At 60.6% G+C, this 25,157-nt stretch carries 24 protein-coding genes and 1 pseudogene; 14 read left to right on the top strand and 11 right to left on the bottom strand.

Going from position 1 to position 25,157, the window contains the following annotated elements; translation table 11 throughout:
• Positions 1–37: 37 nt before the first annotated feature.
• Entirely contained in the window at positions 38–1,726 is a 1,689-nt protein-coding gene (fadD2, locus tag KI237_RS23405; protein ID WP_212797254.1) for a long-chain-fatty-acid--CoA ligase FadD2, read from the top strand.
• A 367-nt stretch (positions 1,727–2,093) separates the two neighbouring features.
• Positions 2,094–3,785, top strand: a complete 1,692-nt coding sequence (gene fadD1 / locus KI237_RS23400; protein WP_212797253.1) for a long-chain-fatty-acid--CoA ligase FadD1 — start codon at positions 2,094–2,096, stop codon at positions 3,783–3,785.
• A gap of 242 nt (positions 3,786–4,027) precedes the next feature.
• Here the strand turns inward: fadD1 and KI237_RS23395 are convergent, their stop codons facing one another.
• Positions 4,028–4,405, bottom strand: a complete 378-nt coding sequence (locus KI237_RS23395; protein ID WP_003184570.1) for a hypothetical protein — start codon at positions 4,403–4,405, stop codon at positions 4,028–4,030.
• Between the two features lie 196 nt (positions 4,406–4,601).
• Between KI237_RS23395 and KI237_RS23390 the strand changes: the two genes are divergently transcribed.
• The 3 genes from KI237_RS23390 (at position 4,602) to def (ending at position 6,454) form a co-directional block, all read left to right on the top strand.
• Entirely contained in the window at positions 4,602–4,793 is a 192-nt protein-coding gene (locus KI237_RS23390) for a CsbD family protein (RefSeq protein WP_212797252.1), read from the top strand.
• 174 nt (positions 4,794–4,967) lie between these two features.
• Complete coding sequence (locus KI237_RS23385; RefSeq protein WP_212797251.1) at positions 4,968–5,918, top strand: YihY/virulence factor BrkB family protein; 951 nt, start codon at positions 4,968–4,970, stop codon at positions 5,916–5,918.
• Positions 5,915–6,454, top strand: a complete 540-nt coding sequence (gene def / locus KI237_RS23380; RefSeq protein ID WP_212797250.1) for a peptide deformylase — start codon at positions 5,915–5,917, stop codon at positions 6,452–6,454. Before KI237_RS23385 ends, def begins: the two co-directional genes overlap by 4 nt.
• A gap of 124 nt (positions 6,455–6,578) precedes the next feature.
• Here def and KI237_RS23375 read toward each other — a convergent pair whose 3' ends face one another.
• The 3 genes from KI237_RS23375 to gntR form a co-directional block, all read right to left on the bottom strand.
• The gene (locus KI237_RS23375; protein WP_212797249.1) at positions 6,579–6,998 is read right to left on the bottom strand and encodes a GNAT family N-acetyltransferase; all 420 of its coding nucleotides are present in this window, start codon (positions 6,996–6,998) and stop codon (positions 6,579–6,581) included.
• A gap of 291 nt (positions 6,999–7,289) precedes the next feature.
• A complete protein-coding gene (locus KI237_RS23370) occupies positions 7,290–7,844 on the bottom strand; it encodes a hypothetical protein (RefSeq protein WP_212797248.1) in 555 nt (184 codons plus the stop codon).
• A gap of 159 nt (positions 7,845–8,003) precedes the next feature.
• Positions 8,004–9,035, bottom strand: coding sequence for an HTH-type transcriptional regulator GntR (gene gntR / locus KI237_RS23365; protein WP_212797247.1), 1,032 nt, complete (start codon positions 9,033–9,035; stop codon positions 8,004–8,006).
• Positions 9,036–9,250: 215 nt separating this feature from the next.
• On the opposite strand from gntR, the gene KI237_RS23360 reads away from it, so the two are divergent.
• Positions 9,251–9,784, top strand: a complete 534-nt coding sequence (locus KI237_RS23360; RefSeq protein ID WP_212797246.1) for a gluconokinase — start codon at positions 9,251–9,253, stop codon at positions 9,782–9,784.
• Between the two features lie 92 nt (positions 9,785–9,876).
• Positions 9,877–11,229, top strand: a complete 1,353-nt coding sequence (locus tag KI237_RS23355; protein WP_212797245.1) for a GntP family permease — start codon at positions 9,877–9,879, stop codon at positions 11,227–11,229.
• A 138-nt stretch (positions 11,230–11,367) separates the two neighbouring features.
• On the opposite strand, the gene alaC is transcribed toward KI237_RS23355, so the two are convergent.
• Complete coding sequence (gene alaC / locus KI237_RS23350) at positions 11,368–12,585, bottom strand: alanine transaminase (protein WP_212797244.1); 1,218 nt, start codon at positions 12,583–12,585, stop codon at positions 11,368–11,370.
• A gap of 208 nt (positions 12,586–12,793) precedes the next feature.
• Between alaC and KI237_RS23345 the strand changes: the two are divergent.
• Positions 12,794–13,455 (top strand): annotated as a pseudogene (locus KI237_RS23345) (LysE family translocator).
• Between the two features lie 80 nt (positions 13,456–13,535).
• Positions 13,536–14,024, top strand: coding sequence for a GyrI-like domain-containing protein (locus tag KI237_RS23340; protein WP_212797243.1), 489 nt, complete (start codon positions 13,536–13,538; stop codon positions 14,022–14,024).
• An 11-nt stretch (positions 14,025–14,035) separates the two neighbouring features.
• On the opposite strand, the gene KI237_RS23335 is transcribed toward KI237_RS23340, so the two are convergent.
• Positions 14,036–14,641, bottom strand: a complete 606-nt coding sequence (locus KI237_RS23335) for a pyridoxamine 5'-phosphate oxidase family protein (RefSeq protein ID WP_212797242.1) — start codon at positions 14,639–14,641, stop codon at positions 14,036–14,038.
• Between the two features lie 35 nt (positions 14,642–14,676).
• Positions 14,677–15,162, bottom strand: coding sequence for a GNAT family N-acetyltransferase (locus KI237_RS23330; RefSeq protein WP_003198602.1), 486 nt, complete (start codon positions 15,160–15,162; stop codon positions 14,677–14,679).
• A gap of 141 nt (positions 15,163–15,303) precedes the next feature.
• Here KI237_RS23330 and KI237_RS23325 point away from each other — a divergent pair, with 141 nt between their 5' ends.
• The 3 genes from KI237_RS23325 to KI237_RS23310 all read left to right on the top strand — a co-directional run bounded on the left by KI237_RS23325 (position 15,304) and on the right by KI237_RS23310 (position 17,508).
• A complete protein-coding gene (locus KI237_RS23325; protein WP_003198604.1) occupies positions 15,304–15,738 on the top strand; it encodes a YybH family protein in 435 nt (144 codons plus the stop codon).
• A gap of 67 nt (positions 15,739–15,805) precedes the next feature.
• Positions 15,806–16,150, top strand: coding sequence for a YciI family protein (locus KI237_RS23320; RefSeq protein ID WP_003198606.1), 345 nt, complete (start codon positions 15,806–15,808; stop codon positions 16,148–16,150).
• A gap of 122 nt (positions 16,151–16,272) precedes the next feature.
• Positions 16,273–17,508, top strand: a complete 1,236-nt coding sequence (locus tag KI237_RS23310) for an RNA polymerase sigma factor (RefSeq protein ID WP_212797241.1) — start codon at positions 16,273–16,275, stop codon at positions 17,506–17,508.
• 174 nt (positions 17,509–17,682) lie between these two features.
• On the opposite strand, the gene KI237_RS23305 is transcribed toward KI237_RS23310, so the two are convergent.
• The 4 genes from KI237_RS23305 to KI237_RS23290 form a co-directional block, all read right to left on the bottom strand.
• On the bottom strand, positions 17,683–19,023 hold the full coding sequence (locus tag KI237_RS23305) for an imelysin family protein (protein ID WP_212797240.1): 1,341 nt from the start codon (positions 19,021–19,023) through the stop codon (positions 17,683–17,685).
• Between the two features lie 277 nt (positions 19,024–19,300).
• The gene (locus tag KI237_RS23300) at positions 19,301–21,352 is read right to left on the bottom strand and encodes a putative bifunctional diguanylate cyclase/phosphodiesterase (protein ID WP_212797239.1); all 2,052 of its coding nucleotides are present in this window, start codon (positions 21,350–21,352) and stop codon (positions 19,301–19,303) included.
• Positions 21,353–21,645: 293 nt separating this feature from the next.
• Entirely contained in the window at positions 21,646–22,242 is a 597-nt protein-coding gene (locus KI237_RS23295) for a superoxide dismutase (RefSeq protein WP_212797238.1), read from the bottom strand.
• A gap of 175 nt (positions 22,243–22,417) precedes the next feature.
• Entirely contained in the window at positions 22,418–23,020 is a 603-nt protein-coding gene (locus tag KI237_RS23290; protein ID WP_212797237.1) for a LysE/ArgO family amino acid transporter, read from the bottom strand.
• Positions 23,021–23,117: 97 nt separating this feature from the next.
• Between KI237_RS23290 and KI237_RS23285 the strand changes: the two genes are divergently transcribed.
• Positions 23,118–24,017, top strand: a complete 900-nt coding sequence (locus KI237_RS23285; protein ID WP_212797236.1) for a LysR family transcriptional regulator ArgP — start codon at positions 23,118–23,120, stop codon at positions 24,015–24,017.
• Between the two features lie 85 nt (positions 24,018–24,102).
• A complete protein-coding gene (locus KI237_RS23280; RefSeq protein WP_212797235.1) occupies positions 24,103–25,095 on the top strand; it encodes an NAD-dependent epimerase/dehydratase family protein in 993 nt (330 codons plus the stop codon).
• Positions 25,096–25,157: the final 62 nt, after the last annotated feature.

Below are 25,157 nucleotides of genomic sequence, written 5' to 3'. Positions count from 1 at the left end.
GCGGCCCGGACATGCTCAGGTAAAGAGGACAAAAACAATGCAGCCTGATTTCTGGAATGACAAACGCCCGACCGGCGTGCCCCTGGATGTTGATCTTGGGGCCTACAAGTCGGTGATCGAGGTGTTCGAACGTTCCTGTAAGAGGTTTGCCGATCGTCCGGCGTTCAGCAACATGGGGGTGACCCTCACCTATGCCGAACTCGAGCGCTACAGCGCGGCTTTCGCCGGCTACCTGCAAGCCCATACCGACCTGGCGCCAGGTGATCGAATCGCCGTGCAGATGCCCAACATCCTGCAATACCCGATCGCCGTGTTCGGTGCCTTGCGCGCCGGGCTGATCGTGGTCAACACCAACCCGCTGTACACCGCGCGGGAAATGCGTCATCAGTTCAAGGACTCCGGTGCCCGGGCGCTGGTGTACCTGAACATGTTCGGGCAGAAAGTCCAGGAGGTGTTGCCCGATACGGACCTGCAGTACCTGATCGAAGCGAAGATGGGCGACCTGATGCCCACCGCCAAGGGCTGGCTGGTGAACACGATGGTGAGCAAGGTCAAGAAAATGGTCCCGGCCTATTCGCTGCCCCAGGCCATTTCCTTCAAGAGCGCCTTGCGCCTGGGACGCGGCCAGGGCATCAAGCCGCTGAAAGTCAGCCTCGACGATATTGCGGTATTGCAATACACCGGCGGCACCACCGGGTTGGCGAAGGGCGCGATGCTGACCCACGGCAACCTGGTGGCCAACATGCAACAGGCCCGGGCCTGCCTGGGGCAGCTCGGCGATGACGGCCATCCACTGTTGCGCGAAGGCCAGGAGGTCATGATTGCACCGCTGCCGCTTTACCATATCTATGCGTTCACGGCGAACTGCATGTGCATGATGGTGACCGGCAACCACAACGTGCTGATCACCAATCCGCGGGACATTGGTGGCTTCATCAAGGAGCTGAAGAACTGGCGTTTCTCGCTGCTGCTGGGGCTCAACACGTTGTTCGTGGCATTGATGGACCATCCGGATTTCAAGTCCCTGGATTTTTCCAACCTCAAGGTCACCAACTCCGGTGGCACGGCGCTGATCAAGGCCACCGCCGAGCGTTGGGAGCAGATCACCGGTTGCGGCATCACCGAAGGTTATGGCCTGACCGAAACTTCGCCAGTGGCCAGTGCCAATCCTTATGGCGGCAAGTCCCGGTTGGGCACGGTGGGGATGCCGGTGCCGGGCACGCTGATGAAAGTGATCAACGACGATGGCGTCGAGCAGCCCTTGGGCGAGCGCGGCGAGCTGTGCATCAAGGGCCCGCAGATCATGAAAGGCTACTGGAACAAGCCTGAGGCCACGGCCGAAGTGCTGGACCACGAGGGCTGGTTCAAGTCCGGCGATATCGCGGTGATCGACCCGGACGGTTTCGTGCGCATCGTCGACCGCAAGAAGGACATGATCATCGTCTCGGGCTTCAATGTGTACCCCAACGAGATCGAAGACGTGATGATGGCCCATCCCAAGGTGGCCAACTGCGCGGTGATCGGCGTGCCGGACGAACGTTCGGGGGAGGCGGTGAAGCTGTTCGTGGTGGCGCGGGAAACCGGCGTCAGCCTTGAAGAACTCAAGGCCTACTGCAAGGAGAACTTCACCGGCTACAAGATTCCCAAGCACATCGTGTTGCGGGAGTCGTTGCCAATGACCCCGGTGGGCAAGATTCTGCGGCGGGAGCTGCGCGACATCGCCTGAAGTCAGAGAGGACCAGCAAGCCCTGTGGGAGCGTGCTTGCTCGCGATAGCGTTAGGTCAGTGACAGAGATATCGGCTGATACACCGCTATCGCGAGCAAGCTCGCTCCCACAATTTTTTTGCGTATTCAGAGCGACTCAGCGAAGTTTTGAACTTTTACTCTAAAAGTGACCATTTAATGGTCACGAGTCATGTTTGTGACTGTGGGGGCTATTTTTGGCTCTAGGCGGCCTTTGGCAAAGCTGCTACTCTCGGCGCGCTTTTGTGACTTCTCGGCCTTGATTCAAGCCAGATTCACCAATAAACACACACCAATAATAATCGCATCAAATGCGGTGAGAATTCGCGTTGCTGAGGAGTGGGCTTCCATGATTGAAGACTTTTGGAAGGATAAGTACCCAGCTGGGATTGCTGCCGACATCAATCCAGACGAGTATCCGAATATTCAGGCGGTGTTGAAGCAGTCCTGCCAACGCTTTGCCAACAAGCCGGCATTCAGCAACCTCGGCAAGACGATCACCTACGGTGAACTCTACGAGTTGTCCGGTGCCTTTGCCGCGTACCTGCAACAGCATACCGATTTACAGCCGGGCGATCGAATCGCCGTGCAACTGCCCAACGTTCTCCAGTACCCGGTGGCCGTGTTCGGTGCGATCCGCGCCGGGCTGATCGTGGTCAACACCAACCCGCTGTACACCGCGCGGGAAATGGAACACCAGTTCAACGACTCCGGGGCCAAGGCGCTGGTGTGCCTGGCGAACATGGCGCACCTGGCCGAGACCGTGGTACCCAAGACGAGCGTCAAGCACGTCATCGTCACCGAAGTCGCCGACCTGCTGCCGCCGCTCAAGCGTCTGTTGATCAACAGCGTGATCAAGTACGTCAAGAAGATGGTCCCGGCCTATCACTTGCCCAAGGCCGTCAAGTTCAACGACGTGATGAGCAAAGGCCACGGCCAACCTGTGAGCGAAGCCAACCCCAGCAGCGACGATGTCGCCGTGCTGCAATACACCGGTGGCACCACCGGTGTGGCCAAGGGCGCCATGCTCACCCATCGCAACCTGGTGGCGAACATGTTGCAGTGCAAGGCACTGATGGGCTCCAACCTCAATGAAGGTTGCGAGGTGCTGATCACGCCGCTGCCGCTGTACCACATCTATGCCTTCACCTTTCATTGCATGGCGATGATGCTGATCGGCAACCACAACATCCTGATCAGCAACCCGCGTGACCTGCCGGCGATGGTCAAGGAGCTGTCGAAGTGGAAGTTCAGCGGTTTCGTCGGCCTCAATACGCTGTTCGTGGCCCTGTGCAACAACGAAGCCTTCCGCAAGCTGGACTTCTCTGCCCTGAAAGTCACCCTGTCCGGCGGCATGGCCCTGCAACTGGCAGCGGCTGAACGTTGGAAGGCGGTGACCGGCTGCCCGATCTGCGAAGGCTATGGCATGACCGAAACCAGCCCGGTGGCGACCGTCAACCCGATCCAGAACATCCAGGTCGGTACCATCGGCATTCCGTTGCCGTCGACGCTGTGCAAGGTGATCAATGACGCAGGCGTCGAACTGCCGCTGGGCGAAGTCGGCGAATTGTGTGTGAAAGGTCCGCAGGTCATGAAGGGCTACTGGCAGCGCCAGGACGCCACCGACGAGATCCTCGACAGCGAAGGTTGGCTAAAGACCGGCGATATCGCGGTGATCCAGCCAGACGGCTACATGCGCATTGTCGATCGCAAGAAAGACATGATCCTGATCTCCGGTTTCAACGTGTACCCCAACGAACTGGAAGATGTGTTGGCGACCCTGCCGGGCGTGCTGCAATGTGCGGCCATCGGCGTACCGGACGAAAAATCCGGCGAGGCGATCAAGATTTTCATCGTCGCCCGGCCAGGTGTCACGTTGACCAAGGAACAGGTGATGGAACACATGCGCGCCAACGTCACCGGCTACAAGGTGCCCAAGGCCGTGGAGTTCCGTGATGCCTTGCCGACTACCAACGTGGGCAAGATCCTGCGGCGCGAGTTGCGGGATGCAGAGCTCAGGAAACTGGGGCTGAAGAAGTAAAAGCCTTTACACAAAAAAGCCCCGCTCAAGCGGGGCTTTTTTGTTGCGCAACGATGCTGGCGCAAAGAGGTTTTTGTGGCGAGGGAGCTTGCTCCCGCCGGACCTTGTAGGAGCTGTCGAGCGAAGCGAGGCTGCGATCTTTCCCCTGACATTTGAATCCTGGGTGGAAGATCAAAGGATCGTCCGAACGCGGCCCGAGCCTTCGCGGGCTTCTACAGGGCCCAGCGGGAGCACATTCAGGCTTACAACCTGAACTGCGCAAAATCCACGTTGGTGCCACCGGGCCGCATGTCCTGCAAGTACGAGTCTTTATCAGCACTCAGTTCCAGGCTCAGGGCTGCCTTGCGTTTGCCTTGGTTGCGCACTTCCAGGCCTTCCATCTTTTCCCGAAGGAAAACAGTCGGCACCTTCAGGTGCAACAGCTCATCGGTGGCCGGCGTGTGCAGCAGCAGGTGAATCCATTCGTATTGACCGATGGCCAGGCGCGCCACCGGGATATCGAACCAGAAGATGTTGCGGTTGCGGTTCAATTCGCTGAAGTGGCAGTTGTTGACGCCCAGTACGGCGCCACCCAGTTCCTGGTTCCTGCGGGCGATGGCCTGTTTTTTATCGAGTTTCATAACGTTCCTACGGGGTTGGAGCTTCAGGCCTCGGCCTGAATACGTGGGGCATTCTCGGGGCTTGATCGGCAAACATAAAGCGCAACCTGCATTCGGCGATGAAATGGGCCGCTGAAAAAAATGAAACTCCCCGCAAACGGCCCCAGTCAACCCTTGTGTAATGACTCTTCGTATTGTTGTTCACAGGAGACACATCATGGGTAGCACGAGCGATAAAGTGAAAGGCGTTGCCAACGAAGCTGTCGGCAATATCAAGCAAGGCGTGGGCAAGGCCACGGACAATGACCGCATGCGCGCCGAGGGCGTGGTCCAAGAGAAGAAAGGCGAGGCGCAGCAAACCGTGGGCAAAGCCAAGGACGCGCTCAAAAAAGGCGTCGATAAAGCGTAACCAGCCTGCTGACAAGACGATTGGAACGGCCATCCGCGGGTGGCCGTTCTCATGTCGGCTCGAACTTGCGGAGGGGAAATTGTTCCAAAGTCGCCAAACAGGTTACTTTTGTCTTGCATAACAACCCGTGAGTCGCCAAGCGACCTTCCTTTTTTGCGGCGAAAGGAGACGCACATGATGTTCCCAGCCTTGAAAGGCTTACCCTTGCATCGTGTGATGATGCGCACCGTAACCGAGTTTCTCGACGACGAGATGTCGACCTACGCCTCGGCATTGGCGTACCAGATGCTGTTTTCGCTGTTTCCTTTCATTCTCTTTTTGATCGCATTGATCGGCTTCCTGCACCTGCCGGACTTCTTCTCCTGGCTGCGTCTGCAATCGGAACTGGTGCTGCCGCCCCAGGCTCTGGAGCAGGTCAATCCGGTGATCGACCAGCTCCAGCAATCCAAGGGCGGGTTGCTGTCGGTGGGTATCGTCATTGCGTTGTGGACCGCCTCGGCGGGCGTGCGGCTGATGATGAGCGCGATGAACGCCGCCTACGATGTGGTGGAAGGCCGCCCGGCCTGGAAGCGCTTTCCGCTGTCGATCTTCTACACGGTCGGCATCGCCGGCATGCTGCTGGCCGCTGCAGCGCTGATGGTGCTCGGGCCACAGGTGATGGGCTGGATCGCGGCCCAGGTCGGCCTGGAGGAGTTCATCGTCACGCTCTGGACCATCGTGCGCTGGCCGGTGATCGTGATCTTGCTGATGGTGGCCGTGGCGCTGATCTATTACGTGATGCCCGACGTCAAGCAGGAGTTTCGCTTCATCACGCCGGGGTCGGTGCTGGCGGTGGTGGTGTGGATCATTGCCTCCCTGGGCTTCGCGTTTTACGTCAAGACCTTTGCCAACTACAACGCCATGTATGGCAGCATCGGTGCGATCATTGTGTTGTTGCTGTATTTCTATATTTCTGCGGCGGTGCTGTTGCTCGGCGCGGAGATGAATGCGGTGATCGAGCACATGTCCACCGAGGGCAAGAACCCAGGTGAAAAGAGCGCGGGCGAGCACGAAAAGCAGCATGTGTCGGGCCTGGGCCGCGACCATTCCATCCCTCATACCCAACCTGACGAAGCCCGACCATGATCCGTGAAATCCTCAAAATGGGCGATGAACGCCTGCTGCGCATCGCCCCACCGGTGCCTGTCGACATGTTCGACAGCCCAGCGTTGTGGCAGTTGATCGACGACATGTTCCAGACCATGGAAAGCGTCGGCGGTGTCGGCCTGGCGGCGCCACAGATCGGCGTGGACCTGCAACTGGTGATCTTCGGCTTCGAGCACAGTGAACGTTATCCCGACGCCGAGGCGGTGCCCCAGACCATCTTGATCAACCCGCTGATCACTCCACTGGGCCCGCAGATGGAAGAGGGCTTCGAAGGTTGCCTGTCGGTGCCGGGCCTGCGCGGTGCGGTCGAGCGCTACCAGCACATCCGCTACGAAGGCTTCGATCCCAAGGGCGAGCCGATCGTGCGTTACGCGTCGGGCTTTCATGCGCGGGTGGTGCAGCATGAATGCGATCACCTGATCGGGCGCTTGTACCCTTCGCGCATCAGTGATTTCAGCAAATTCGGGTTTACCGAGGTGATGTTTCCCGACCTGGACCCCACGGCTGACGATTGATCCCCCACGCCCAAACCCTGTGGGAGCGAGCTTGCTCGCGATTGCGGTGCGTCAGCCACCCTTGGTGCAACTGACCTGACGCCATCGCGAGCAAGCTCGCTCCCACAGTGGGCTGTGTTGATCTTTAAGGTTTTGCAGGCGCCAACCCCATCGCAATCATCGGCTTGCTGCGCGCATACCGGCTCAGGCGCTCAGCCATCGCATAGGGCAGTTCGGGGTCGAAGCTGAAACCACGCCGCTCATAAAAACCGCGCAAGTCCGGGTGGCAGAACAGCCACACCGGCTCATTCACGCCGTTCACCGCTTCGGCGATCAGCCGCGCGGCGATGCCTTGTACGCGGTACGCCGGGTCGACGAACAACCCTGTCAACCAATGCCCGCCCGACACCGGCCGCAGGCACAGGGCGGCGACGATCTGATCGCGTCGCGCCACCCAAAGCTGCGCGTCACGCACGGCTTTCATCGAGGATTGGTGGGCGCGATAAAACTTGTTCATCAGCGGCCAGAGCGATGCTTCGAGCGCTGCGTAATGGATTTCGGACATGACAGGGTCGTGGGCGATAAGGGGAGGGCGATTATAAAAGAACGCAGGTGCGACGATAGGTGTATACCTGACTTCACATCCCGTATGACTGGAGTACGTATCATGTCCAAAGGCATGGATTCAAAAAAAGCGGCAAAGAAAAAACCGGCGAAGACTGCCGATGAAAAGCGCGCCGACAAAAAAACCAAGAAGGTGAACCTGTTCGGTCATTGAGCCGATAATGCCTCCGCTGACCTCAGTTTTGAGCTGGGGCGCTGACCCCAGCTCAAACGCTGCGCAATGCGCCGAGGCTTAAAGCGAGGCGAGAAACATGTCCGTGGCCGAGGCTTTGTCGTCGGTGCGGTTCTGCTGGGCCTTTTCCACTTGTGCCATCGCCGACTTGTCCTGCATGCGCTGGGCAATCTCCTGGCTGACCGCCATCTGCTTCTCGGGCGGCATCGCCTTGAACTCTTCCTCGCTAATGCCCATCTCTTTGAGAATGCTGTCGCGCAGGCGCTCTTCGGGCGTCTTGCTCATGTAGTCCTTGAATTCTGCCGTCGCAGAACCATCTTGTGTCGTGGTTTCTTCGGTCGTTGACGGAGCCGTGGTTTGCAATTGCACGCGGGTCTTGGCGAACGCTTCGTCCACCTTGTCGCTAATGGCCGTGGCGGCGTTGACCTGTTGCGTGGTTTTTCGGGTGAAGGAGTCCTGGACCTGGGCACTGCCCTGGCTGGCCTGGGCCTGGACGTTATCGCGCAAGGCCTGCAACGCGGCACTTTGCAGCCCGCTGGCGGCTTCGGCGGTGGGATCTTCGCCCGGGCGTTTGAGCGGCAAGACCATCGCTTGCTGTTTTGCGCTGACCAACATGATGAACACCTGTGGGTAATGGCTGAGCGATGGGCAGGAGCAATTCCCATGCCGTCGCCGCAAGGCCCCTATTTCAGGGCTTGTGGGCAGGCACGCGGCGAGCTGGGCGGCCAACCCTTGCCGGCGGGCGGCATGGATCGACCGCACTGGCGCGCAGGCTCAGGTGCTTTCGCGGACCTTGAGCTCAAAGCCCATGTCCACCACTGGCTGCGCGATGCGGTTGCCAGCCATCAACGTCAGCATTTGCTCGGCGGCGCGACGGCCGATGGCTTCCCTTGGCGTGCTGATGCTGCTCAGGCGCGGCACCATGTGGGCTGAGGCGGGCAGGTCGTTGAAGCCCAGCACCGAAACCTGCTCGGGAATCTTGATGCCGCAGCGAAGGGCCTCGAACAAGGCGCCGTGGGCCAGGTCGTCGTTGCCGAAAAAGATCGCATCGACGTCCGGGTGGCTGTCCAGCAACTGCAGGAACAACTCGCCGCCCAGGCCTACCGATGATGGGCGCGGCGTCAGCACTTCCAGATCCGGGTCGTACAACCCGGCATTCTGCAGGGCGCGACGAAAACCTTCGCCGCGCAACAAGGTGCGCTGATCCAGTTGCGCGCCGATGTAGGCCAGGCGCTTGCGGCCTTTGGAAATCAGGTGCTCGGCGGCTGTTTCGCCGGCCTTGAGCTGGGAAAAGCCGACGCAGTTGAGCCCCGCGTCGGGGTCCAGCTCCATCATGTATACGCAGGGGATATTGCTGGCCTCGATCATGCGCCGGGCGCTTTCGGTGCGGTCGAAACCGGTCAACAGCAAACCCCGCGGCTGATAGGCCATGTAGTTGCGCAACAGGTCTTCTTCTTCGTCCCGGGAATAGTGGTAGTTGCCGATCACCACTTCGAAGCCCTTGGGTCGCAGCACCCGATGAATGGCTTCCAGGGTGTCGATGAACAACAGGTTGGACAACGACGGCACCAGCACGACCACTGAATGGCTCTGGGCCGAAGCCAAGGCGCGGGCGGCGGGGTTGACGACGTAGTTGAGCTCGACGGCGGCCTGGCGGACTTTTTCCACCAGTTCCGAGGCGACGGTGCTGACGCCACGCAGGGCACGGGAGGCGGTGATGGGACTGACACCGGCCAAGCGTGCGACTTCGTTGAGCGTAGGGCGACCGGTGGTGCGAGTATTCTTATCGTTTTTAGGGGCGGTCATCAGGGCGGCTTGCCAAACAAAAATCAAGGTACTAAGGTAGCGCTGTCTCGACGCGGCTGCAAATGCGTAAGTGGGGTTTGCCTGATCCCCGTGTGCTGGTGTCGTGAACGAACATGCTGCAACCACAAAAATGACAAGAAGGCGTCGGCAACTTCTGCTTTTGCTGCGGTGTCATAACTGGCAAAGGTAGCGCTGTCTGCGCGCTGAGGTGTTACATGAATAATCCCATCACCGCCCTGGTCATCATGGGCGTTGCCGGTTGCGGCAAAACTTGCGTCAGCCAGGCGCTGTGCCAGTTGAGCGGCGCCACTGCCATCGAAGGCGACACTTTCCATCCTGCGGCCAACATCCAGAAGATGAGCGCCGGTATTCCCTTGAACGACGACGACCGTGCCGGCTGGCTCGACAGCCTGTGCGATGAGTTGCGCCGTGTCGACGCCTCGGGTGAGCGCCCGGTGCTGACCTGCTCGGCCCTCAAGCACAGTTATCGCGAGCGTCTGCGCAGCGCCTTGCCAGGCCTGGGCTTCGTATTCCTTGAATTGACCCCCGAAGTGGCCGCCGACCGTGTTTCTCATCGTCCAGGCCATTTCATGCCGTCGACCCTGATCGACAGCCAGTTTGCCACCCTTCAATCCCCTGTCGGCGAGCCCCTGACCCTGGCTCTGGATGCGTCCAGCCACAGCGTTGAAGAGTTGGCGCATCAGGCTTACGTCTGGTGGTTGGACCATGGTTTGAAGCTTGCCGGCTGAGTTTCAAAAAATTTGCGTCAGAAAGATAGCGCTACCCCGACGGCTAACCAATAACTGCTTCAATAACAACAACAAATCAGGAGACACCTCCCATGTTTGGCATGTCCCACGAGACGTTCCTGCTGCTTGATGCAGTGGTCACGGTGATCGGACTCATCATCCTCATCACCAAGTTCAAATTCCACCCGTTCATTGCCCTGACCATCGCTGCCGCGTTCCTCGGCCTGACGTCGGGCATGCCGACCGGCACCATCATCAAGGCGTTCCAGGACGGCTTCGGTGGCGTGCTGGGCTTTGTCGGCATCATCCTGGCGCTGGGCACGATGCTCGGCAAAATGATGGCCGAGTCGGGCGGGGCCGATCAGATCGCCCAGACCCTGATCCGCGCCTTCGGCAAGGACAAGGTGCAGTGGGCCATGATGTTCGCCGCCTTCCTGGTGGGCATCCCGCTGTTCTTCGAAATCGGCTTCGTGCTGCTGATCCCGCTGGTGTTCATCGTTGCGCGTCGCACCGGCGTGTCGATCATCAAGATCGGTATCCCGCTGTTGGCCGGTCTTTCCGCGGTCCACGGCCTGGTGCCACCGCACCCGGGGCCGCTGCTGGCGATAGGCGTATTTGGTGCCGACATCGGCAAGACCATTCTCTATGGCCTGATCGTAGCGCTGCCGACCGCCATCATTGCCGGGCCGATCTTCGGTACGTTCATTGCCAAGCACATCCCCGGCCATCCGAACCAGGAGCTGGTGGACCAACTGGCCCGCGAGACGAACGCCGCCGAGCTGCCAAGCTTCAGCATCACCCTGATCACCGTGCTGTCGCCGGTATTCCTGATGCTGCTCAAGACCTTCGCTGACGTGGCGCTGCCCGATGGCAACCTCTTCCGCGCCTGGATGGACATGATCGGCCACCCGATCTCGGCCTTGCTGCTGGCGCTGCTGCTGTCGCTGTACACCTTCGGCTACAAGCAGGGCATCGGTGCCAACCAGATGCTCAAATGGCTGGACGCCAGCCTTGCGCCGACCGCCGCGATCATCCTGATCATTGGTGCTGGTGGTGGTTTCAAGCAGATGCTGGTGACCAGCGGTGTGGGTGATGTGATCGGTCACATGGCGGTGAGTGCGCAGATCTCGCCGATCCTGCTGGCGTGGCTGGTGGCTGCGGTGATCCGCATTGCCACAGGCTCGGCGACGGTGGCGACCATTACCGGTGCCGGGATCGTGGTGCCGGTGGTGGGGATGATGCCGGGTGTGAACCGTGAGCTGCTGGTGCTGGCGACTGGCGCCGGTTCGTTGATCCTGTCCCACGTCAATGACGCGGGCTTCTGGCTGGTCAAGCAGTACTTCAACATGACCGTGGCCGAAACCTTCAAGACCTGGACCGCGATGGAAACCATCCTGTCCGTGGTGGGGTTGATCTTTATCCTGTTGCTGTCGCTGGTGGTCTAAGCCACAGCACATAACCCATTGTGGGAGCGAGCTTGCTCGCGATGAGGAACTGACAGTCGACACTTGCGCCGACTGTCATACCACTATCGCGAGCAAGCTCGCTCCCACACGGGTTTGCGGTGATCTCAGGATTTTGTCTCAGGCGTTGGTTTTGTGGACCAACCCATCCGCCCTGAACATCCCACGGATCCCGCGGATCGCCTGGCGAATCCGGTCCTGGTTTTCGATCAGCGCGAAGCGCACGTGATCATCCCCATATTCCCCGAACCCCACTCCCGGCGAGACGCAGACCTTGGCTTCGGCCAACAGCTTCTTGGCGAATTCCAGTGAGCCCAGGTGCGCGTAGGCCTCGGGAATCTTGGCCCAGACGTACATCGACGCCTTGGGGTTTTCCACCATCCAGCCCAGTTCATGCAGACCCTTGACCAGTACGTTGCGGCGCTGGCGGTACTGCTCGGCGATGTCGCGCACGCATTGCTGGTCGCCTTCAAGGGCCGCAATGGCCGCCACCTGCAACGGGGTGAAGGTGCCGTAGTCGTGGTAGCTCTTGATTCGCGCCAGGGCGTTGACCAGTTCCGGGTTACCGACCATGAAACCGATACGCCAGCCGGCCATGTTGTAGCTTTTGGACAGGGTGAAGAACTCCACCGCGATGTCTTTCGCGCCGGGCACCTGCATGATCGACGGGGCTTTCCAGCCGTCGTAGACGATGTCGGCGTAGGCCAGGTCGTGGATCACCAGCACGTCGTACTGCTTGGCCAGGGCGATGACCCGTTCGAAGAAATCCAGTTCCACACACTGGGCGGTGGGGTTGGAGGGGAAGCCAAGGATCATCATCTTCGGCTTGGGAATCGAGCCGCGGATGGCCCGCTCCAGTTCGTCGAAGAAATCCACCCCGGGCACCAGCGGCACCGAACGTACCTGGGCGCCGGCGATCACCGCGCCATAGATGTGGATCGGATAGCTGGGGTTGGGCACCAGCACCGTGTCGCCCTGGTCCAGGGTTGCCAGCATCAGGTGGGCCAGGCCTTCCTTGGAACCGATGGTGACAATGGCTTCGGTTTCCGGGTCGATGTCCACCTCATAGCGATCCTTGTACCAGCGCGAAATGGCGCGGCGCAGGCGCGGGATGCCTTTGGAGGTGGAATAGCCGTGGGTGTCTTCGCGCTGGGCGACGGTGACCAGCTTTTCCACGATGTGCGGGGGCGTGGCGCCGTCGGGGTTACCCATGCTCAAGTCGATGATATCTTCGCCGCGCCGACGCGCAGCCATCTTCAGCTCGGCAGTGATATTGAATACGTACGGGGGGAGTCGATCGATGCGCGCAAAGCGGCGCGGCGAACCTTGTTCGGCCATTGTTGCCTCGAGATACGTGAGCGCCCGGAACCGTCCGAGCGACGTTGACCACTGCGGTGGCCTGCGGCGCAAGATAATCGGGCGGATGTCGGATTGTCCAGTAGCCGCGCGCAACTATTTTCGACGACACTGTCTACCTCGCCACGCAGCCTTCAACGATGGCTGCGGGCGGTTGAATTCGCTATACCCCAATCGAACGGAATGAATGATGGAATTTTCCAGCGGTTTCCTGCTGAGTCTCTCCCTGTGCCTGGACATTGGCGTGGCCAATATCGCGATGATCACCCTGGCGATGCAGCGCGGTTACTTTCAGGGTTTCGCCCTGGGCCTGGGCACCTGCGTGGGTGACCTGATCTACGCCGTCCTGGCCTTGGCGGGCATGACCGTCCTGCTGCAGTACGAGGCGGTGCGTTGGGTGCTGTGGCTCGGTGGCTCGGTGCTGTTGCTGTATTTCGCGGCGAAGATGATTCATTCGGCGATCTACCATAGTGCCGCGCTCGCCGAGACCTTGGAGGTGCAGGGCAACTCCTCGCGCCAGGAGTTCTTTCGCGGAATTTTCCTGGCCATGTCATCGCCCAGTGCCATCCTCTGGTTCGCTGCGGTGGGCGGCACACTTATCGCCCGTTCGGGTGGTGGCACCTTGCTCAGCTCGGCGCTGTTCCTCAGTGGTTTTCTCTGCGCCGGGTTGTTGTGGTGCGCGGCCCTGTGCCTGGCCGCAACCCAGGGCGGCAAATTGTTGGGGATAAACTGCTGCGGTATTCCTATTGGGCATCCGCCGCGATCTTCTGCTATTTCGCGGTATACGTGATTGTTTCTGGCTACAACGAGTTTGTAGGAAAAGCCGTCACCAACGCCTTGCCTGGAATCTGACGAGCGAAACGGCCCTGGCAATCACGGTTTGGCTTCTATACTGCCAAACCCGACTTCACGTTTTGCTGGAGTGTTGCCGCATGGAAAAGCACAAACGCGATTACACAGCCCAACCACGCTTTGAACAGGGACGTTTTCAGCTTATCGCCGGCTTTGGTGCTCGGTTTACCCAGGACACTGCCCAGGACATCCCTTTGCTCTGGGAAAAGTTCCTGCCCTGGCTCGGCAAGGTGCCAGGGCAGAAAGATGAAGTGACCTACGGCGTGTGTTGCAACCCGGACGGGAAGGGCGGTTTCGAATACATCGCTGGCGTGGAAATCAGCCGGCTCGACGATCTGCCGGAGCAATACCGCTGGATCGAAATCCAGCCTGGGTATTACGCGGTCTTCGAACACAAGGGGCCGTTGAAACAACTACCGGACACGTTCCAATACATCTGGAACGAGTGGCTGCCACATTCCGGCCATACAGCGGCCGAGCTACCGGAGTTCGAGCGCTACAGCGAGGACTTCAACCCCAGGACCGGCCAAGGCACCCTGGAGATCTGGATCCCGCTCAAGCCAAGTTGATCGTCACCGCTTCAGTACAGGCTGGCCTGCACCCGCGCAGGTGCTTCACGATCATAAGTCTCGGCATCGAACTGTCCATCATTCAAGCGCTTGTGGATCGCCCCGGCGCTGGGCAGGGCCGAGCGCTCGAGATGGCGAGCCGGATTCCACAGGTCTGAGCGCACGATGGCTTTGGAACAATGAAAAAACGCCGCTTCGACCGTCACCAGCAGCACCGTGCGAGCCGGCTTGCCGTTGACTGCAAAGCGTTCCAGCAGCGCGGGTTCGGCGCTGATCCGGGCCGTACCGTTGACCCGCAAGGTCTCGCCAATCCCGGGAATGAGGAACAGCAACGATACCCGCGGATCGTGCAGGACGTTGCGTAGGGTGTCGATGCGGTTGTTGCCGGGGCGATCCGGCAAGGCCAGGGTGTGCTCGTCGAGGACCTGCACGAAACCCGGCACATCGCCCCGGGGCGAGCTATCGAGGCCGTCGGGTCCTGCCGAACCGATGACCACCAGGGGCGAGGCCCGGACCATCGCCTGGTAATCCTCGTTCAGGAAGGGGATCTGTTTGCGCACGGCCCGCTCGTGGGGCAGGCCATAAAGAGCTTCCAGCTGTTCAATCGACGTCAACATCAGCCATTCATCCTGAGTCTATGGGTCAAGTTCCATCAGAACGCCAACCCCATCCGCCGCTCGTAACCGATGCGGCCCTTGTAGGCCTCGCCACTGTCGACCCAGCCCAGCCGGGTGTACAGGCCGATGGCCGAATCGTTATCGGCGTCAACCGAGAGCTCCAGCCCGCGGATTTCCGGCCAGGCGGCTCGCGCCACGGCGGGCAGCGCCTGCAGGCAGGCCTTGCCATAACCTTTGCCCTGGGCCCGGTGATCGACTTGCAGGGCATGCAGGGTGGCGCTGTGTTCATTGGCCCAGGCGGGCAGTACCGGTGGGCGCTTGAGCAGCAGGAAGGCCACCGGCACCTCTTCAGCCAATAGCGCAAACCCCTTGACCCCGGGGCCGGGCTTGGACAGCAGCGTGTGCAGGGCACCGTGGATATCGCCGGCGAACTTGATCTGTTCGGGGTGGATTTCGATGGCGCTGACCTGTTCGCGTTGAAGCGGGGTCAGGTCTTCGTAGGGGACGAGCTGAGCGGTCACAAAAACATCCGTTGTTTGCCAGCAGAATAGGACCTGGATTCTAGCGAATTTTTTCTTTGAAATTATTTTTGTTGGCTTGTCGATTCGCCGTTTTTCCAAACGACAAAGGGTGTCTTCAACAAAAACCTGCGGAGAATCACCATGAATACCCAAGCCACCGAAACCGAAATCCAGGCCCTGATCGACACCTATCGCCAAGCGGTGATGGCCAAGGACGTTGAAAAGGTCATGGCCCTCTATGACGAAGACATCGTCTCGTTCGATGCCATCCAGGCCTTGCAATTCAAGGGCAAGACCGCTTACCGGGCCCATTGGCAGGCCTGCATGGAAATGTGCCCCGGCCCGCACAAGTTCGACTTCCATCAGGTCAAGATTACCCCGGCCGAGAACATCGCCTTCGCCCATTGGCTGGCCTATTGCGGCGGCACCAACGACAAAGGCGAGGAACAGGCCTGCTGGATGCGCGTGACCGCCTGCTATCGGCGTGTAGCCGGGCAATGGCGAATCGTCCATGAACATTGGTCCGCGCCATTCGACCCGATGGCTGGTACGACGCTGTTCGACCTGCAACCCTGACCGTCGGTTTTTTTGCTGAGCCTCATTCTGCCGTCCATAGTTGATCAATCCGCTCAGGGAGCCTTCCATGAAGTATCTATGCCTGGTGTATAGCAACGAACACACGCTGCACAACTCGCCCGACAGTCCGGAGGACGCCGAGTGCATGGCCTATGCTGAATCGATCCAGGGCAGTGGGCGGATGCTGGCCGCCGAGGCCCTGGAGTCGGTGCAGACCGCCACCACGGTACGCATGCGCGGCGGCAAGCTGTCGATCACCGACGGCCCGTTCGCCGAAACCAAGGAGCAACTGGCGGGCTTCTACCTGATCGATGCCAAGGACCTCAACGAAGCCATCCAGGTCGCCGGCAATATCCCGGCGGCTCGGGTCGGCTGCGTCGAGGTGCGACCGGTGCGCCAACTGAACCCCTGAACAATAAATACACACAGGACTGCATTCATGAACGTTGCAGCTGCCCCTTACGCGTTATCCATCGACGCCCCGCGTCAGAAGATTTTCCGCGCCTGGAGCGAGCCCCAAGGCATGTCCGACTGATGTCGGTCGAAACGGTCAAGGCGCGGGTCGAGCAGGTGTATCGGCAAGACTCGCGGCGGATCCTGGCGACGTTGATTCGCCTGCTGGGGGACTTCGACCTCGCCGAAGAAGCCTTGCACGAGGCCTTTTTCATTGCGGTCGAGCGCTGGCAGCGCGACGGGGTGCCGGACAACCCGCGGGCCTGGCTGGTATCTGCCGGGCGTTTCAAAGCCATCGACAGTTTGCGTCGGCGTGCGCGTTTCGCCGCGTCCCGGCCAATGTTGATCGCCCAGCTCGAAGAGCTGGAGCAGGGCCAGTGGAGTGACGAAGACGTGGAAGATGATCGCCTGCGGCTGATTTTCACCTGTTGCCACCCGGCCCTGGCGGCGGATGCCCAGGTGCCCCTGACGTTGCGGGAAGTCTGCGACCTGACCACCGAACAAATCGCCCGGGCTTTCCTCGCCGCCCCGGCGGCCATCGCCCAGCGTATCGTGCGGGCCAAGGCGAAAATCCGCGATGCCGGGATTCCCTACCAAGTGCCGTCCCGCGCGGAACTGCCGGAACGGCTGGACAGCGTACTGCGGGTGATCTATCTGGTGTTCAACGAGGGTTATTCGGCCTCGATGGGCGCCGAGCTGACCCGCGAAGACCTGACGCGCGAAGCCATCCGCCTCGGGCGCCTGCTGATGGAGTTGCTGCCTGAGGCTGAGGTCATGGGGTTGCTGGCGTTGATGCTGCTGCACGAATCCCGGCGCCCGGCGCGAACGTCATCGACCGGTGAACTGATCCTGCTGGATGAACAAGCACGATCCTTATGGGATGCCGAGCTGATCGCCGAGGGCTGTGCGTTGGTGGAAGCAGCGCTGAAAACCCGGCATTTCGGGCCCTACTGCCTGCAAGCGGCGATTGCGGCGGTGCATGCCGAAGCACCGACGGCAGAGCAGACGGATTGGCTGCAGATTGTCGGGCTTTATGATGTGTTGTTGCGGGCCGTGCCGTCGCCGGTGATCGAACTCAACCGCGCCGCCGCCTTGGCCAAGCGCGATGGACCGGAAGCAGGCTTGCGCCTGGTCGAGGCGATCCTGGGGCGCGGGGAACTGCTCGACTATCACCTGGCCTACGCGGCGCAGGCGGAATTCTGTCGTCAACTGGGACGATTGGACGAGGCGAGGGCGGCGTATCGACGCGCGCTTGAGTTGACTCAGCAGTTGCCGGAACGGCGGTTTATCGAAGGGCGGCTTGCGGGGTTGCAGTAATGACCGACAAGCAACGAAATGCCTGTGGGAGCGGTTCACACATTTGCGAAACCCCAGAAACCACTGTGGGAGCGAGCTTGCTCGCGATAGCGGCGGATCAGCCAACCGTGATGTCGACTGATATGCCCTCATCGCGAGCAAGCTCGCTCCCACAGGTTTTGTAGCTCGCGTTGATCAGAACTCGTGATCAGCGTTGTCCGGGTTCAGGTCGCTGATGCCCAGTTTGCCCGCAGCCTGTTCGATCGAACCGGTCTGCTTGACCAGCGCGGCGATGGCGTCGCGCACGATCTGGTTGCCCGCAGTGTTACCGGCGGCGATCAGTTGGTCGTAGTGCTCACCCTTGTTGGCGTGATCTACCATGACCTGGATCTTGGCCTCGGTGTCGGCCAGGTCGGCCTTGAGCGCGGTGTCCGCAGCCGGATCGGCCTTGGCCACCAGGGACGACAGGCTCGCGCCGGTCATCTTGGTGCCGTCGGCGCGGGTGTATTCGCCCAGGTAAACGTTACGTATGCCCTTGGCATCGTAGAAGTGCGAGTTGTGGGTGTTGTCGCTGAAGCAATCCTGCTCGTCTTCTGGCGAGTTGGCTTCCAGGGACACCTTCATGCGCTCGCCCGCCAGTTCACCCAGGGACAGGCTGCCCATGCCGAACAGCATCTTGCGCAGGCCGCTTTCGGCGGGTTCGGCTTCCAGGGTGGCGCGGTAGTTGTCAGCCACGTTCGGCTTCCAGTTGCCGACCATTTCGTCCAGGTCGTTGACCAGCAATTGGGTCACGGACTTGAGGTACGCACGACGACGGTCGTTGTGACCACCGGTGGCGCCAGCACCTTGCAGGTAGTCCGACGCCGGGCGGTTGCCCGCACCCGGGCCGGTGCCGTTGAGGTCCTGGCCCCACAGCAGGAATTCGATGGCGTGGTAGCCGGTGGCGACGTTGGCCTCGGAACCGCCCAGCTCGTTCAGGCTGGCGAGTTTTTCCGGGGTGATGTCCTTCACGTCGACCTTGTCTTCGCCAATCTGGACTTCAGTGTTGGCGATGATGTTGGCGGTAGCGCCCGGGTTACCCAAGGCGTGCTCGTAGGATTTATCGACGTAGTCGATCAGGCCCTCGTCCAGGGGCCAGGCGTTCACCTGGCCTTCCCAGTCGTCGATGATGGTGTTGCCGAAGCGGAACACTTCGCTTTGCAGGTAAGGCACGCGCGCGGCGACCCAGGCAGCCCGGGCGGCCTTCAGGGTCTCGGCGTTCGGCTTGGCCAGGAACGCGTCGACGGCGGTTTGCAGGGTCTTTGCCGTGGATTGGGCATCGCTGTAGACGGCATAGACGATGTCGGCATAGTGCGCGACTACGGCCTTGGCGGCAGCTTCGTCGATTTTGCCGGCAGCAGGGGCGACCGGTGCCGCGGTGCTGGCGGCAGGCGTTGGCGCTTGCGGCGCGGCGGCCTTGTCTTTGCCTTCGCCGCAACCGGCGAGGGAAATAGCGATAGCCAGCAGACTGGCGGTAGCCAGGGGCATACGAATCATGGCAAACATCCTGCTTCGATGATGGATGGGACTGGCGCGAGGGTGCGCAAAACTGCGACATAATGCGAAAGATTTGCATTATGTGTAAAGGGTTGCAGGTGTAAATATTTCTTATTTAATAATGCGAGATTGCCGCCTTCGGCAGCGTCCGTAGGCGCTGTCGAGCGAAGCGAGGCTGCGATCTTGTCCCAGCCAACTGAGTTGCAAGTGAAAGATCAAGATCAAAAGATCGCAGGCTTCGCCAGTTTCTACAGGGGGCCTGGCGCAAGGGGAGGAATCAGATGATGGAAACCTTGCTGCGCTCGGCCTGCTTCAGGTAAAGGCCCAATTCCCGCGCCGGCAGCGGTTTGCTGTAGTAATACCCCTGACCTTCGTGGCAGCCCTCGGCGATGATGTAGGCTTCCTGTTCGACCGTCTCGACGCCTTCGGCAATGACCTGCATCCCCAGGCTCTTGCCCAACTGGATGATGGCCCGGACGATGGTTGCATCGTCCTCGTCGTCAAGCAGGTCCTGGACGAAGCTCTTGTCGATCTTGATCTTGTCCAGCGGCAGGCTCTTGAGGTAGCTCAGGGACGAATAGCCGGTCCCGAAGTCGTCGATGGCAATCAGCGCCCCGGAGCGGCGCAAGCTCAGCAAATGCTGGGCAGCGGTGGTGATGTCTTCCATCAGGCCGGTCTCGGTAACCTCCAGCTCCAGGCTGCGCGGCGGCAGCCGGTACATTTGCAGGAGATTGTTCACCACTCGCGGCAGTTCGGCGTGGTGCAGTTGCACCGTCGACAGGTTGACCGCCATGCGCAGGTCGAGGAAGCCCTGATCGTGCCATTCGCGCAATTGCCTGCAAGCCTGGTCCAGCACCCATTCACCGATGGCGATAATGGTGCCGTTCTGCTCGGCCAGGGGAATGAACAGATCCGGCGGCACCAGGCCGTGCTCGGGATGGTGCCAGCGGATCAGGGCTTCGGTACCCACCACCCGCAGGTCGCGGTAGCTGATCTGCGGCTGGTACACCAGGGTGAACTGCTCGCGGGCCAGGGCCTCGCGCAAGTCTTTCTCCAGTTCGCGACGACGGCGCATTTCGCTGTCGACGCTGGCGATGTAGAACTGGTAGCGATTGCGCGAGCGGCTCTTGGCCAGGGTCATGGTCTGCTCGGCTTTCTGCAACAGTTTCTCGGTGCTGTCGCCGTCTTCGGGGAAGAGGGTGATGCCGATGGTGGCCCGCAGGCGGATTTGCTGATCGTCGATGGCGAACGGCGCTTCCAGGTCGTCGAGGATACTCTGGGCCAGTTCGGCGGCTTCGTAAGGCTGTTCGATGTCGGCCTGGACCAGGGCGAACTGATCGCCCCCCAGCCGTGCCAGTGCGCCGAGCCGGCCGCTGTGGGCCCGCAGCCGATCGGCCAGGGCCAGCAGCAGCTGGTCGCCGGTCTGATAGCTGAACTGTTCGTTGATGCCCTTGAAATCATCCAGCCCCACACACAGCACCGCCACCCGGCGTTGCAAGCGTCCGGCGTCCACCAGGATCTTGTCCAGTTGCTGTTGCAATTGCTGGCGGTTGGGCAGGCCGGTGAGGAAGTCGTACTGGGCCATGCGCAGCAGACTGTTTTCCGCTTCGTGGCGCAGGTGCGTGTTGCGCTCGATGGATTCGAGCAGTTGGTTGGCCGTATTGATCCACAGGCCCAGCTCGTTTTGCTCGTGGCCGCGCAACTGCGGGATTTTGTGCGCGCTGGGGCGATCAGGGTTGATTTCGGTCAGGTGCTGGATGATTCGCGACAACGGTTTGGTCAGCAGCCAGTGATAGACCAGGTACAGCACCAGGCCCATGGCCAAGGCCCGCAGCATCCCGGAAATGAAGATGATCACCGAACTGACGATGAAGCCCTCGCCGTAGGTGGCGGTGTCGAGGGTAATGCTCAGGTCGCCGTAATATTCGCTATAGGGCCCGCGTCCCACCAGTTGCGTGGTGAAGGTGCGCTCCTTGCCCAGGATCAGGTCGGTCAGCCAGCGGCTTTCGGACTGCTGCAAGGGCCGGGTTTTTTCGGCGAGCATGGTTTCGCGTGGATGGCCGATGGAAGCCATGCGTACGGCTTCGTCCTGGAACAGGCCCTCGATCACTTGCATGCCCATCTCCCGGTCCAGGCTGTAGACGGCCTGGGTCGAAGGATCGCGGAACATGTCGAGGATCCGCTGGGCGTCGCTGGCGACGGCCTGGTTGGTTTTGTAGGCATCGAACACGATCTGGGCGCAGCTCAAGATCATGCCAACGATCAATGCCGAGAGGAGCACGACCCGGAGCAACTTCACAGACAAGCTGTTCTTGAGTTCCAGCTTCAAAGAGTGGTTCCTTGTTCCGTGCGGGTAGCGTCAAGTTGCCATGAGTATTGGCAATCCTGTGATGTCAGTCAAAGGGACAATCAAACACAAGGGTTTTCGCTTGAAACCTGACCGATGTACGTTTTTTCCAGAGTGATTGCTCTACGACCATTATGTCGGTTGGAAGGGGCCGCAACTTGAGGCATCCAGGGATTTTTTCTTGGGTTCCAGACGCGAGGTATGTTGCCTGCGGTCATTTTTGCCCGGCAAAAAAAACCCGGCACGGCGCCGGGTTTTCTGTCTGGCATCGGTGCTTAGGCGGTGAAGGTTTTGCCTTCGAACTGCTCAGCGACGAATTTCCAGTTGACCAGGTTCCAGAACGCTTCGACGTATTTCGGACGAACGTTGCGGTAGTCGATGTAGTAGGCGTGTTCCCACACGTCGCACGTCAGCAGCGGAGTGTCGCCGCTGGTCAGCGGGTTGCCGGCGCCGATGGTGCTGGCCAGGGCCAGGGAACCGTCAGCCTTTTTCACCAGCCAGCCCCAGCCGGAACCGAAGGTGCCGATGGACGTCTTGCTGAATTCTTCCTTGAACTTGTCGAACGAACCGAAGGCCTTGTTGATGGCTTCAGCCAGCGCGCCGGTTGGTTGACCGCCGGCGTTTGGCGCCAGGCAGTTCCAGTAGAAGGTGTGGTTCCAGACCTGAGCGGCGTTGTTGAAGATACCGCCCGAGGAAGTCTTGACGATTTGTTCCAGGGTCTTGCCTTCGAACTCGGTGCCAGGCACCAGGTTGTTCAGGTTCACGACATAGGTGTTGTGGTGCTTGTCGTGGTGGTATTCCAGAGTCTCTTTGGAGATGTGCGGCTGCAGTGCATCGTGTGGATAGGGCAGCGGCGGCAATTCGAAAGCCATGGTGATTCTCCTAATCAGGTCAGTTGCGGTGAGCGCAAGGCCGATCACGGGCGGCCAGACTAGCGCCGGGGAGTTTGTACTCTTTGCGGCGCAGGAGTCGGATCATAGCACCGGGGGTGCGGCATAACCACGCAACAACTGTGTGGAATAGAGGTTCCAGAGCGGTTTGGAATAATCAGCCGTTGACGATCAATTGCACCGCCACGGTAAACATCATCACCGCCACGAGCAGGTCGAGGATCCGCCAGGTGCTTGGCCGAGCCAGCCAGGGTGCCAGCCACGCAGCGCCGAAGGCCAGGGTGAAGAACCACAGCAGCGAGGCGCTGGCCGCGCCCACGACATAGGCGCCGGGCACGCTCTGCTGAGCACCGAGGGAGCCGATCAGCAGCACGGTGTCGAGGTAAACGTGGGGGTTGAGCAGCGTTACCGCCAGGGCGCTGAGCAGCACCGCCCGCAGCGAGCGCACGGCCTGGTTTTCCCCCTGTTGCAGGCTTTGCTTGGAGCAGGCCCGGCGCAGGGCCAGGCTGGCGTACCAGAGCAGGAACGCCGCCCCGCCCCAGCGGGCAATCGACAGCAGCAACGGACTCTGGGCCAGTAAGGTCGCCAAGCCGAAGACCCCGGCGGCGACCAGCAGCGCATCGAACGTGACGCACAGCGCCGCCACGGGCAGATGATGTTCGCGGCGCAGGCTCTGGGCCAGCACAAATGCGTTCTGGGCGCCGATGGCCATGATCAGCCCAAAGGCTACCAGCAGGCCGTTCATATAACTTTGCCACATAGGTTTGATCCCCGGTTCGTGTATCAATGCTGGCCATTTTCCGGGGAAGGGCTGTATAAGAAAAACCAATCCTGCTGATTGCTCATTAGGAAAACTGATGTTCGATTATAAATTGCTCTCTGCCCTGGCTGCCGTAGTCGAGCAGGCCGGTTTCGAGCGCGCGGCCCAGGTGTTGGGTTTATCGCAATCGGCCATTTCCCAACGGATCAAACTGCTGGAAGCGCGCGTCGGCCAGCCCGTGCTGGTACGTGCCACGCCGCCGGCACCCACGCAAATCGGCCGACGGCTGCTCAACCATGTGCAACAGGTGCGTCTGCTTGAGCGCGACCTGCAAAGCCTGGTGCCGGCCCTGGATGAGGAGGGTTTGCCGGAGCGTTTGCGCATCGCCTTGAACGCCGACAGCCTGGCAACCTGGTGGGCGGCGGCCGTGGGCGATTTCTGCGCTGAGCAGCACCTGCTGCTCGATCTGGTGGTAGAGGACCAGACCGTTGGCCTCAAGCGCATGCGCGCCGGTGAAGTGGCGGCGTGTGTCTGCGCCAGCGAACGCCCGGTGGCTGGCGCCCGGAGCGTGTTGCTGGGGGCGATGCGTTACCGGGCGTTGGCCAGCCCGGCGTTCATCGCCCGGCATTTTCCCGACGGGGTGCGGGCCGATCAATTGGCCCGTGCGCCGGCGTTGGTGTTTGGCCCGGATGATTTCCTGCAGCACCGCTACCTCGCGTCCGTGGGCGTGGAGGGCGGTTTCGAGCACCATCTGTGCCCCTCGTCCGACGGTTTCATTCGTCTTGCTGAAGCCGGGCTGGGCTGGGGGCTCGTGCCCGAGCTGCAAGTGCGCGAACAGCTGGCGCGAGGCGTGCTGGTGGAATTGCTGGCAGATAAACCGATCGATGTACCGCTGTACTGGCATTATTGGCGCAATGGCGGGCAGTTGCTCAACTTGTTGACCGAACAGTTGGTCCGTTCCTCCCGGCAGTGGTTGGTGCCTTGGGACGCGCACTAGACGTCAAGCTGCAGGTAAAAGCAGCGCACAGATAAATTTGCAGGTTGTAGCGCGAGGCTCGTAACCGCATTTCTTAGGAGCATTCATGAAAATTCTGGTCACCGGCGCGAGCGGCTTCATTGGCGGGCGCTTCGCGCGTTTCGCCTTGGAGCAAGGCCTGGATGTACGGGTCAATGGTCGCCGGGCCGAGAGCGTGGAACACCTGGTGCGACGCGGTGCACAGTTTGTCCAAGGGGATCTGAGCGACCCGTTGCTGGCCCGGGATCTGTGCCTGGATGTCGAGGCCGTGGTGCACTGCGCAGGCTCCGTGGGGCTCTGGGGCCGCTACCAGGATTTCCACCAGGGCAATGTCCAGGTGACAGAAAATGTCGTCGAGGCCTGCCTCAAGCAGAAGGTTCGCCGCCTGGTTCATCTGTCCTCGCCGTCCATCTACTTCGACGGTCGTGACCACCTCGGGTTGACTGAAGAACAAGTGCCCAAGCGCTTCAAGCACCCTTACGCGGCCACCAAGTACCTGGCCGAGCAGAAAGTCTTCGGCGCCCAGGAGTTCGGCCTCGAAGTGCTGGCCCTGCGCCCGCGCTTCGTGACCGGCGCCGGTGACATGAGCATTTTTCCGCGACTGTTGAAAATGCAGCGCAAGGGACGCCTGGCGATTGTCGGCAACGGGCTGAACAAAGTGGACTTTACCAGTGTGCAAAACCTCAACGAAGCGCTGCTCAGCAGTCTGCTGGCTACCGACTCAGCGTTGGGCAAGGCCTATAACATCAGCAATGGGGCACCGGTTCCGCTGTGGGATGTGGTCAATTATGTGATGCGCCAGATGGAAGTCCCACAGGTCTGGCGTTATCGTTCCTACGGCCTGGCTTATAGTGTCGCGGCCCTGAATGAAGGTTTGTGCAAGTTGTGGCCGGGCCGCCCCGAACCGACGCTGTCGCGCCTGGGCATGCAGGTCATGAACAAAAATTTCACCCTGGACATCAGCCGGGCCCGGCATTATCTCGATTATGATCCGCAGGTCAGCCTGTGGACCGCCCTTGATGAATTTTGTGCCTGGTGGAGGGTCCAAAGTACCCGCTGATCGGCCCGCCATGAACCGAGTGCCGGGTTCGGGGTCAATCGGTGCGGCGGGCGAGGGGGTTA

It is taken from the genome of Pseudomonas sp. St316, assembly GCF_018325905.1.
Taxonomy (GTDB): Bacteria; Pseudomonadota; Gammaproteobacteria; order Pseudomonadales; family Pseudomonadaceae; genus Aquipseudomonas.
Note: the sequence above shows the minus strand (reverse complement) of the source record. Positions and strands in the feature narration are given on the sequence as shown.